Source organism: Methanospirillum sp. (genome assembly GCF_028679455.1).
Classification (GTDB): Archaea; Halobacteriota; Methanomicrobia; order Methanomicrobiales; family Methanospirillaceae; genus Methanospirillum.
This window is the reverse complement of sequence record NZ_JAJRBM010000445.1, coordinates 1-9,994: the sequence shown is the minus strand read 5'-3', so window position 1 is coordinate 9,994 and position 9,994 is coordinate 1. Positions and strand designations below refer to the sequence as shown.

Here is a 9,994-nt window from a genome sequence, read left to right as displayed (position 1 = left end):
TCAGGCACTTCCATGGCAACTCCGTATGTATCAGGGGTGGCCGGACTTCTGAAAGCTAAAAGTCCCTCAATGACCAGGACACAGATTCGGGATCGAATCCTGAATTCAGTAGATAAACTGAGTTCATTATCAGGAAAGGTAACCACAGGGGGCAGATTAAATGCAGCATCTGCGATCGGTGTATCAATAAGTCCCACACCGACCGTGACGCCAATACCTACCCAGCAGCCTGGTGTTCTGACAGCCTCTTATATTGCATCCCCTCTTTCAGGGAGGGCTCCATTGTATGTACAATTTGTCGACACCTCCATTGGTCAGCCATCCACATGGGCATGGAATTTCGGTGACGGAGGATATTCTTACCAGAAAAATCCCATCCATGCATATAAAAAGAAAGGAGTCTATTCTGTGAGACTTACCATAAGTAAGGCAGGAAAGATGAGTACTGCATACAAGAGCAGGTATATTACTGCCACCTGATTATCCCTATTTTTCAGGCATAATCACATTCATTTTTTACTTGAGCATACTGTTTTTCATGTATCCATCGATGTTTTTTTGTAGATATCTCCTGACTTTCTCAGATTCTTCATACCCTGAATCGATTCGATCAACAATCGCATTGATCTGCCTGACCCCTTCCATGATCTTCTCACGGTTCGGATGATCGTCAAGATCGCTCCAACCTGCGATCAGCGTGAGCGGATTCCTAATTTCATCGTTGAGCGCAGCGAGTTGACCAAGATTCTTATCAATCTGTCTGATGGCAAGTTCCTGTTCACCATGCAACCTCATTTCCTCAGAAATATTCCGACAGATCAAAAAGCGCAATATCTTTCCATTCATCATCACAAACCGGAGGTTTACATCAAGAACCACAGGAGTGACAGTTGGTAACCCGTCTTTACAGGGTTGGATGGTCCAGAGAAACCGTTCACCTTCAGTGTGCGATCGATTCCAGATTTCCACCAGAGACTGACTCCCATCACCGACGACAGAATGGATCGGCAGATTCTGAATTGCAACTCCTACAAGGTCCTGAGATTTTATCTTTAAAATCTCTTCAAACCTGGGATTACAGATCAGAACACCCTCATCATCTCCGATTAGTATCGCTTCTAAGGCTGAATAAAAGAGAATTTCCCATCTGATCTCTACGGATTTTCTGGCATGTTCGGTTCGGATAATGTCAGTACTTTTTGCTTCAAGACTACTCATGACACTTCTGACTGAACTGGTAAGATGAGAAAAATTTGCAGGAACTTTTTCAGAAACTGAATATTCATTCCTCCCGGAGATCACCGCAAGATCAATATAATGACCAATATCTTCAATATACCGGCAATAATATCGAATGAATGTCCAATAGGCAATTATTGATAACGCACCAAGACCTGCCAGAATAATCACGATAATTTGGATGAACAATGTGAGACCGGATTCAGAGAATATCAAGCCATTTCCGGAGTAGATATTCTGTCCAACCTGGCCAAATACAGGGGTAATTAGGAGGTAAATCAGAGTACTCATTGCCAATACAATGATCATTACGGAAACAAGCAGTATCAGGCGGTGAAATGAAGGAATACGATCCCAAACCATATTGCGTTGTATCATATTCTGCAAGAAGGATGAAAAAAGATTGTTTATGCAATTCATCAAATGGTCACCCTTGAGAGGGACGCATTCAGATGCAGAATCATAATAGAGGGAAATCATCGTATGGTAACTAATCAAATGATTCGTTACGTAATCCTAGAATCGGGATAATATCTTTGAATGATTCAATACAAGCATCTGCTATCGTATCTCCTGCAAACTCCACAGGGAGTCGATCACCATATCGGGCATGAACACCATACATCCCTGCCTCTTGAGCAGGAGCAATATCATTACGAAGGTTATCCCCAAGAACGCAAATTCGATGTGAAGGGTACCCCATAACATCTGCAGCATGATGAAACATTCCGGGATCAGGTTTTTTAAACCCGGTGGTATCTGGAGAGAACAACCGATGGATGAGGAAACTGACTCCGATCAGGCTGAGCCGCTCATGTGCATGGAACGAAGTAGCATTGGTGACGACCCCTATCAGAATACCAGCATCGAAAATTTGTTGCATGCATTGTACCACCCCGGGGAACGGGGTAATGGCCTCCCTTTTAGTTCTATCAAACGTGTCACATGCTGCTGTTAGAACAGATTTATCTTCAATTCCCTGATTCTGTAGATAATCTATCAGAGTCTGAAGGTTTTCAACCCCATATGGAGAGAAGATACATGCCCGGATCAACTCTTTCGGATCACCAGTACCAATCATCCTAATAACTGCATTACTAGCCTTATCCATCGCAGCAGCAAAATCATACAAGGTGTTGTCCAGATCTATGAGCAGTACAGGAAATTTTACCATATCATATCACGTAAAAACCAGTAACCGGTTTTCGACATACAATATCAGAATTCTCCATAGTCACCTACAGGGATCACGTTCATCACTCCGGATGAGAAAATACTCCTATGAATTATTCATTCATTACTCTTGGAGTAGTAGCCTTTACGCTCCTCCTTGCAGTATCTGCTGTTGTCAGCGGGGTGGAACCATCATCCATGTCTGTTCAATTGAAAGCGCCCAATACTTCACAACCGTATGAGGATCAATCCTTCCTTGAACGCGCTGATTACGCAATTCTTAACCTTACCTCTCATCGTGTAGTAGATAGTGAACTCATGGAACTCCAGTCTATCTATTATTCACTGGTAAAAAAGAACGTGAGCCCTCAACTGTATGGTGAAGCCAAGAACATAACAAAATTCCTGTATTATGATATGAAAGCAGCTGAAGAAATGCAGGATTATAAAGGACATTCAGGTGAGGGGCATATATACATGGACGCAATTGAGGATGTCTATGATCAGGCTGCCGCAGATCAGACCGCAGCAGAACAGGCATGGAGGACCATTAGCCACCGGTATCCGCAGTTCAAACCAAGTTATTAAGTATTCCTGACCAGTCAGGATCTCACAATATTCTCATTAGAGAGACAATCAAAGCAACTGATCAGGGGTCAACCCTGATCAAATAACTATCTTTTTTAGTACCCTCCACAATCCTTGTACATGGACAGGAGCGAGATAGAATCCCTGGCAGATATTGCATACGGGATCTTTGAACACTATCTTACTACACAGTTTCATCTCAGAAAAGAACCGCTCTATCAACTCGTAGAAAAGGGAATTCCATTTCAGACAGATTTTAACAATATTTACTCCAAATTCAGTGAGATATACCCGGAACTGGCAACAAGATTAGAGGAGCGGTTCACATCACCGGATGAAATGTACCGGCTTATCATAGATGGGGAGGGAATAATCCCCACGAAAACTGTCCAGTCATACTGGATTGCTCAGGATGCACCAGATGCTGATCCCCACGCAACCGAGGATGAGAAGGCAGGAAAATGGCTCATCTTTGTCATGCCAGATGTGGTCGACGAATTATGGAAAAAAATCCGGGATATGACCTGGTTGAATGAATTGGGCATCTCTGCAAAGGTATCTACCGCAAAGAAAGACCCGGATTCACGAGATATCAGGAAGGTTTTCTATGTGTACACCGCAGACTGGGAGAACGAAGATGAAGTTATGCAGGTGCGCGAAAAACTTCGCTCGATAGGAATTACGGATCGTATCGGATACAAACGAAACATCGAGACATTTAAAGGAGAATACGCATCGAGAGGAAAAAGAGTAACGTATTATAGCGCCTGAACTATCAGGCTTTACGCTCTTTGTTCTTTGGTCTCAGATTTTTGTAGCCGCACTTTCTGCATGCTGTTGCACGAACAGGATTTCGTGCGTTGCAGTGCATACAAACTTTTACATTAAGCAGTCGTGCTTCTGCCTCAGGAAAACGTCCCATGATATTACTCCAATCGAACTATCTGTCCTATAAAGAAGGTTCTTACTTCACATAAGTGTTATGGAGATGAACTCAACGGAATCATCACAAGTATACAACCGTGAGCGATCTTTCAGGCGGTAAAAAACCCGGGACGATATCACCTCTGTAGTATCCATTCCCTCAAAGCGCGAAGCCCACGACCCCGATGAGAAACTGCATTCTTCTCTTCTGCGCTCATTTCAGCCAGGGTCTTTCCTTCAACTGCAAAAATTGGATCATACCCAAATCCCATCGTTCCCTTCGGGGATACAACGGTACCCTCAATTCTCCCGACAAATACAGACACTCCATCTGCATCAGCATAAGCTATCCCGGTTTCAAACCATGCTGAACGATCTGGTTTATCTGACAGTAACTGAAGAATGCCTGAATTTCCAATCGTTTTTTGAACATATGCAGCGCAGGATCCAGGAAACCCGTTCAAGGCAGTCACAAAAAAGCCGGTGTCATCGGTTATCACCGGACGACCAAGAGCTGCATAGGCAAATGCTGCCTTGCCCTTTGCCACCTCTGCTACAGACTCATGTCTGATCTCAGGGCATTCTAATGGAACATGCTCAACTTCTGCGAGTCCTTCTAAAATCCCGGCTGCTTCATATGCCTTATGATGATTGCTCGTCACAAAGGTAATCTTCACAAATATCTCCCCCGCAGATCAATTTCATGTTCACGGACCAGAACTTCATCAGCATCAGGAAAGGTCTCACGGTACCCCTCACTGAATGCCTGTTTCAACTCCTTATCATCGGATGCTGTACTCTCAAGTACCTGAAACAGAACATGAATGTCAACGCCCCGTGCTTCAATCTCGGTCGAATTATATCCAAGCCCAAAATCAAGAAGGCAACAACTCCCATCTCTCATAATCATGTTACAGGTCGTCAGATCACCATGAATAAGACCGGCTCCGTGGAGAAGGCCTACCATTCGACCAGTTTGAGTGAGTGAAGACGGGCTCAGATCATCCTTCAGTTTCGCCCCTGCAATTCGTTCCATGACTATGGTGTCAGCAGCGATATCACTGATAATCGGCGTGGGAACACCGTATTTCCGTGCTTCGCTAATCAGCCGCGCTTCTGCTCTTGTCCGTTCTGAAATCAGGCGCCCATCCAGATCAGGATGGCGATATTGTTTACGAACCCTTCGTTTTATCACAAAACGCTCACCGAGTTCAACAACCGCCTCCGCTCCTCTGGTTACTTCATCACCAGAATCAGAAGATACCGGTCTTTGAACCTTGCTTGGACAACGCCAGGTAATTGGTACCTGATCTGCACGGAACGAGGGATTGACCCGTGAATCTTTAACCTGAATCGTAGACCCGTGTGCAAGCATCAGGCGACCGGTATAGGCGATCATCGCTCCGTTATCTCCAATGAACTGCATTTCAGGAACTGCAAATGAAGCCCCCCGCGCCTCACACATGATACGAAGCATCTCCTGAAGGCGACGATTTGCACCCACCCCGCCTACCAGGATCATCTCATCCTTCCCGGTCTGCGAAAGAGCCCTCTCGGTCACTTCCACACACATCGCAAAGGCAGTCTCCTGCAGACTATGACAGACATCTGCTATCGGCGCAGACGAATCTTTCGCAGCACTAATGAGACCGGAAAAGGCCAAATCCATTCCTTTAACCGTATAAGGCAACGGGATATACGAACCTTCCAGAGCCAGTTTCTCAATATGCGGGCCCCCTGGATGCGACAAACCCTTACTCCGGGCAAATTTATCGATCGCATTGCCGATCCCGATATCAAGTGTTTCACCAAATATCCGATACCGGTTATTCAGATATCCAAGAACCTGGGTGTTTGCTCCGCTCGCATACAGAACGATCGGATCTTCAAACCCTGATGCATATCTTCCGATCTCCACATGGGCAACACAATGGTTCACTCCGATCAGGGGAACATGCAGAGACATAGCCAGGGCCCGGGCCGCTGTCCCCACTATCCGCAGACAGGGACCTAGTCCGGGGCCTTGTGAAAAAGCAACTGCTACCGGTCGGGGACTTTCCTCAAGAACAGAATTGATCAGTCCACCGATTTCAGCCGCATGATGCTGAGCTGCTTCTCGTGGATGAATACCTCCCTGAACCGGTTTATACGGGTTTGATTTCAGGGTTATAAGATCGGCATCAAAAACAGCAGCGCTGAGGTTCCAGGCAGTTCCTTCGATCCCCAGCACCGGTCCTGATATCTGCATCAGGCTTTATTTTTAAATTCAGTGTAACCGCATTTGCCACAGCTTGCGCGGTCTTTGTGCTCGCCCATAAAGACGCCGGGACCACAACGTGGGCAATAGCGGCGTGACGGGGTCGCAGTCTTTCCACTTACGGTGAAGTATGCTGAACGCTTAAGAGATTTTGTTACTTTTTTACCTTTTGCTGCCATACTCCAACCTCCTTACGATGCCTCCGCAGCGTCTTCAGACGGCGCATCCTGAGCACCAAAGACCTCATCAGCAACTCCTCCCCGAGTCATGAGATAGGCCCGCTCCAGTTTTACCAAGTCATCCTTGCTCTGGTAGACCCGTGCCGATCCGGTCAACAGGCACATACCGAACCTGGACTTCATTGTATCGAGAACAACCTGGTCTTTTCCTGCGTTCACCATTGCAGCAAGTTTGGCCTGAACCAGCTTCCGCGATGGGGTAGCACCGTTATAAGTTAGAGTGAACTCAACTTCCCTGCGGGACAGAAGTTCATTCTGTTTATTAGAAGTTATTGAAATCTCCATAGAGATCCTCTATTGGTATGCTGTTCCAGAATATATATCTGCGCGGCCATCACGAATCGGGTACTGATTCAAATTTTTCAAGAAAATTTCGTGCCTTTTCCCTTACTGAAGGAGAGATCTCCAGAACTACCAGACCTTCACCTGGCTGGCCATAGAGGATCAGGGAGTCATCAGGAGATGCCAGGGCAAGTGGGAGCACCGCAAGATCCTCCTCACCAGAAACCTGAATAACCGTTTTACCAACTGCAACTGCTGTTTTGGTTGCCTGGATGAGATCTGAACTGATGCAGCCCGGAGGGTTTGTCACATGAGTAATCTGGTATGCAGGAATTTCGACACCATTATGAGGACGACGCATGGTCTGACCATCGATAATTGCAATTGCAGGGGGATACCCGGCCTGGAGAAGATGATCGGTTACCACATCACCCACACTGAAAAAGAGTTTCCCCACCAGAAGCGGAATAACCGGATCAAGAGAGGAATACAGGGTTCCAAAGGGTCGCTGAAAGAGATGGCGCTGATCTTCGGGGAGTCTTAACATCAGCGAACCTTAAGTGCATATCTCCCGGGAAGGGTGATATTCATTCGTTTGGCAACATCACTATGTTCAGGGTCAATTATTACCAGATATCCGGTCCAGTCCGTGGTAAGATTATTTGTACCACAAATCGAGCAGGAAGCTCCCTCAACCACACGATGACAATCCCGACAGACCGAGAGTTGCTTTTTCTTGGTCGCAGCCATAATCAGGCAGCCCCTTGATTGTCCTTCTCTTTCTGTTCGGTTTTCATATCTTCATCAAGCCAGATGAGACTTCCAAGTCCTGCCTGGCGCATGGTCAGTCCGATCTTACTCTCACGGGGTTCACGCTCGCTGAGTGAAAGTGTAACAACCCGTGCCCTGACGACATCACCCACCCCGATATGACGACCAGAATCCTGACAGATGAGTTGTGAGTTCTTCTCATCATAACTGATATATTCATCAGAGATCTGACTCACGTGAAGCATGGCATCAATCGGGCCGAGGCTTATAAAAGCACCAAAACCGGTTGTCTCAACAACAATTCCCTCGATGATCTCCTGAAGAGTCAGCCTGATTGCAAGTCCTTCAAAATCAACATCATAAAAGACTGCCCCGTCACCAGGAATCATCTCACCCTCGCCAATCCGGGTCACCCTGGTTACCGCGATGAAAATTCCTATCTCCTTGTCAATGCTGCCCTCAAGCTGTTCCTGAAGAACATCCAGAATAACGGTCTCAAGATCCTCTCCAAGCCGGTTTGGAGGAACCCTGACCTTATCTACCATCTTTAATCTGTAATACATCCCTATCTCCTGATGATCTCAAGTTTCTGCTTTCCTTTCAGCGAAATTACTTCCAACCCTTCATCCAACAGACGGTTCCGGAGATCACGATCATTGGTGACTACCCTGCATCGTTCTCTCCGTGCATAGGAGAGGATCTGATCATCCACAGGTTCACCCTCGTTACCATCCATCTGCACCACTGTGCACTGCTGCGCAAACCGAAGACCAAGACGTGCAGCAGACGCATCATTCCCCCTGCCACGTGCAAGCCCCTCCAGTTCACGAATCACTACGTCCGGAACACACGGCCGTATGACCCCCATCATCCATTTGAGCTCTTCAAGCAGATCGATTCTGAACTGGGAGGTCATAAGAAACGCATTTGTGTCGATCAGGGCAGTCACTCGATCAACATACCCATCCCGATCAGACGCCATCTTCCTCCAACCTGTCGGCTGATTGCGATTGGGGATCCAATCTCTGCACAGACAGGCCGTTTGAGAGTAACCTCGGCAGCGTCCTTTTTCGTGTTGGTAACAAGTCCTACGGTCACTGCTGTCCCGACCGAAAGCATCAACGGTTCGCGTGCCTTGAGAGGTTCGATATCAAGTTCGCTGTTTGCTCCGACGACACGTTCCATGAGTCGCACCGAGAACCACATCTTGTCCCATACCGGAGGAAGTTTCCCAACATGGCCAAGAACCTGGCCGGAGAGCATATCACTCTTCGTGATGGCAGGGTCGAGTTTGGTACCGATAGCGAGCAGACCTCCGGGTGTTGCTACGTGAACCTTTTTCTGACCCTTATGAATTTCTGTTACTTTCGTTACGATTGGATCCCATCGGATCTTATTCTCAACCTGACTCTGGATACCCGGACGTATCTCGACCTCATCGCCATCATTGATTATTCCCCGGATCAATGAACCTCCGACTACTCCACCCTTTACATCTTTCCAACTGCATCCAGGTTTATTCACATCAAAAGATCGGGCAATCAGCATGATTGGATCAGCTTCCGGTTTTCGCGATGGTTCAGGAATTGTCTCATCCAGGGCATGGAGCAGTGCCCAGACATTGATATCTTTCTGTGCTGAAACCGGAATGATCGGTGCATTTTCAGCGATGGTACCCTTTACAAACGCCTTGATCTCCTCATAGTTCCGGACTGCATCCTTCTGGGTAACGACATCGATCTTATTCTGGACGATCACAATCCGCTTGATCCCAACCAGTTCCAGTGCCATCAGATGTTCTTTGGTCTGGGGTTGCGGACAGTGTTCAGATGCTGAGATAACGAGCATTGCCCCGTCCATAAGGGCAGAACCCGAAAGCATGGTTGCCATCAGGGTCTCATGACCCGGTGCATCCACGAATGAAACCGCACGAACCGGTTCTGTTTCTCCTCCACATCGCGGACATTCCGGTTTGGTGGTAAGCCCTTCAGGTCCATGGCATTTTTTACATTGGTAAAAGACTGCGTCTGCATATCCGAGCCGGATGGAGATACCCCGTTTCATCTCCTCACTATGCCGGTCGGTCCAGACTCCTGTAAGTGCATTGACGAGTGTGGTCTTTCCATGATCCACATGCCCGACAACGCCGATATTTGTGCTCGGTATTATTTCTTCTGGCACCAGTAATCAAACCTCCTTACCTATTTGAACATATTGCTACTTATACGTGAGCATAACAAGTTTCGTAAATAATCAGACCTTTTCCAGAGTTTAACGAAAAGAAAGAGAAAGGAAGAACTATCCTGCACCGTTGCATGCGCTATCAAGATTTGGTAACTCCGAGAATCCATTATCACGGGTATCTGCCCGTTCTTTCTCAACCATACGGATATCTTCAGCTCGATCTTCAGTCCTTCCCAACTTCTCTACAAGTGTTGCCGGTACAAGCATATCAGCCCGGTACAACATACCGGTACTGTCAAGTTCTGCAAATGAAAAGCCATTCCGCTCTTCAATCCGT

At 46.9% G+C, this 9,994-nt stretch carries 16 protein-coding genes; 3 read left to right on the top strand and 13 right to left on the bottom strand.

From position 1 onward, the window contains the following. On the top strand, positions 1–480 hold a 480-nt coding region (locus tag LUQ50_RS15450), incomplete at its 5' end, for a PKD domain-containing protein (protein ID WP_300041253.1). Between the two features lie 36 nt (positions 481–516). On the opposite strand, the gene LUQ50_RS15445 is transcribed toward LUQ50_RS15450, so the two are convergent. Together LUQ50_RS15445 and LUQ50_RS15440 are read right to left on the bottom strand one after the other, a co-directional pair. After that, positions 517–1,548, bottom strand: a complete 1,032-nt coding sequence (locus LUQ50_RS15445) for a hypothetical protein (RefSeq protein ID WP_300041251.1) — start codon at positions 1,546–1,548, stop codon at positions 517–519. A gap of 181 nt (positions 1,549–1,729) precedes the next feature. Next, positions 1,730–2,413: an HAD family hydrolase gene (locus LUQ50_RS15440; RefSeq protein WP_300041249.1), complete on the bottom strand. Its 684-nt coding sequence runs from the start codon at positions 2,411–2,413 to the stop codon at positions 1,730–1,732. A gap of 107 nt (positions 2,414–2,520) precedes the next feature. On the opposite strand from LUQ50_RS15440, the gene LUQ50_RS15435 reads away from it, so the two are divergent. Together LUQ50_RS15435 and LUQ50_RS15430 are read left to right on the top strand one after the other, a co-directional pair. After that, positions 2,521–3,000: a hypothetical protein gene (locus LUQ50_RS15435; RefSeq protein WP_300041247.1), complete on the top strand. Its 480-nt coding sequence runs from the start codon at positions 2,521–2,523 to the stop codon at positions 2,998–3,000. Between the two features lie 120 nt (positions 3,001–3,120). After that, positions 3,121–3,771, top strand: coding sequence for a putative phosphothreonine lyase domain-containg protein (locus LUQ50_RS15430; protein ID WP_300041245.1), 651 nt, complete (start codon positions 3,121–3,123; stop codon positions 3,769–3,771). Between the two features lie 4 nt (positions 3,772–3,775). Here the strand turns inward: LUQ50_RS15430 and LUQ50_RS15425 are convergent, their stop codons facing one another. The 11 genes from LUQ50_RS15425 to LUQ50_RS15375 all read right to left on the bottom strand — a co-directional run. After that, a complete protein-coding gene (locus LUQ50_RS15425) occupies positions 3,776–3,922 on the bottom strand; it encodes a 50S ribosomal protein L40e (protein WP_300041244.1) in 147 nt (48 codons plus the stop codon). Positions 3,923–4,061: 139 nt separating this feature from the next. Further along, the gene (rdgB, locus tag LUQ50_RS15420) at positions 4,062–4,601 is read right to left on the bottom strand and encodes an RdgB/HAM1 family non-canonical purine NTP pyrophosphatase (RefSeq protein ID WP_300041242.1); all 540 of its coding nucleotides are present in this window, start codon (positions 4,599–4,601) and stop codon (positions 4,062–4,064) included. Then, positions 4,598–6,172, bottom strand: a complete 1,575-nt coding sequence (locus LUQ50_RS15415; protein WP_300041240.1) for a bifunctional N(6)-L-threonylcarbamoyladenine synthase/serine/threonine protein kinase — start codon at positions 6,170–6,172, stop codon at positions 4,598–4,600. Before LUQ50_RS15415 ends, rdgB begins: the two co-directional genes overlap by 4 nt. Then, positions 6,172–6,360 (bottom strand): 30S ribosomal protein S27ae, encoded by a 189-nt coding sequence (locus LUQ50_RS15410; protein ID WP_300041238.1) that lies wholly within the window; start codon positions 6,358–6,360, stop codon positions 6,172–6,174. The genes LUQ50_RS15415 and LUQ50_RS15410 overlap by 1 nt, the downstream gene beginning before the upstream one ends. A gap of 12 nt (positions 6,361–6,372) precedes the next feature. Further along, entirely contained in the window at positions 6,373–6,705 is a 333-nt protein-coding gene (locus LUQ50_RS15405) for a 30S ribosomal protein S24e (RefSeq protein WP_300041236.1), read from the bottom strand. Between the two features lie 49 nt (positions 6,706–6,754). Then, positions 6,755–7,249 carry a GTP-dependent dephospho-CoA kinase family protein gene (locus LUQ50_RS15400; RefSeq protein ID WP_300041234.1) on the bottom strand — a complete coding sequence of 165 codons (495 nt, stop codon included), beginning with the start codon at positions 7,247–7,249 and terminating at the stop codon, positions 6,755–6,757. Then, complete coding sequence (gene spt4, locus LUQ50_RS15395; RefSeq protein WP_300041232.1) at positions 7,249–7,452, bottom strand: transcription elongation factor subunit Spt4; 204 nt, start codon at positions 7,450–7,452, stop codon at positions 7,249–7,251. Before spt4 ends, LUQ50_RS15400 begins: the two co-directional genes overlap by 1 nt. Positions 7,453–7,454: 2 nt before the next feature. Further along, on the bottom strand, positions 7,455–8,036 hold the full coding sequence (locus LUQ50_RS15390; RefSeq protein WP_300041230.1) for a DNA-directed RNA polymerase: 582 nt from the start codon (positions 8,034–8,036) through the stop codon (positions 7,455–7,457). 2 nt (positions 8,037–8,038) lie between these two features. After that, positions 8,039–8,455: a PIN domain-containing protein gene (locus LUQ50_RS15385; RefSeq protein ID WP_300041228.1), complete on the bottom strand. Its 417-nt coding sequence runs from the start codon at positions 8,453–8,455 to the stop codon at positions 8,039–8,041. Beyond that, positions 8,419–9,654, bottom strand: a complete 1,236-nt coding sequence (gene eif2g, locus LUQ50_RS15380; protein WP_300041226.1) for a translation initiation factor IF-2 subunit gamma — start codon at positions 9,652–9,654, stop codon at positions 8,419–8,421. Before eif2g ends, LUQ50_RS15385 begins: the two co-directional genes overlap by 37 nt. A 117-nt stretch (positions 9,655–9,771) precedes the next feature. Further along, on the bottom strand, positions 9,772–9,994 hold a 223-nt coding region (locus LUQ50_RS15375), incomplete at its 5' end, for a DUF2098 family protein (protein ID WP_300041224.1).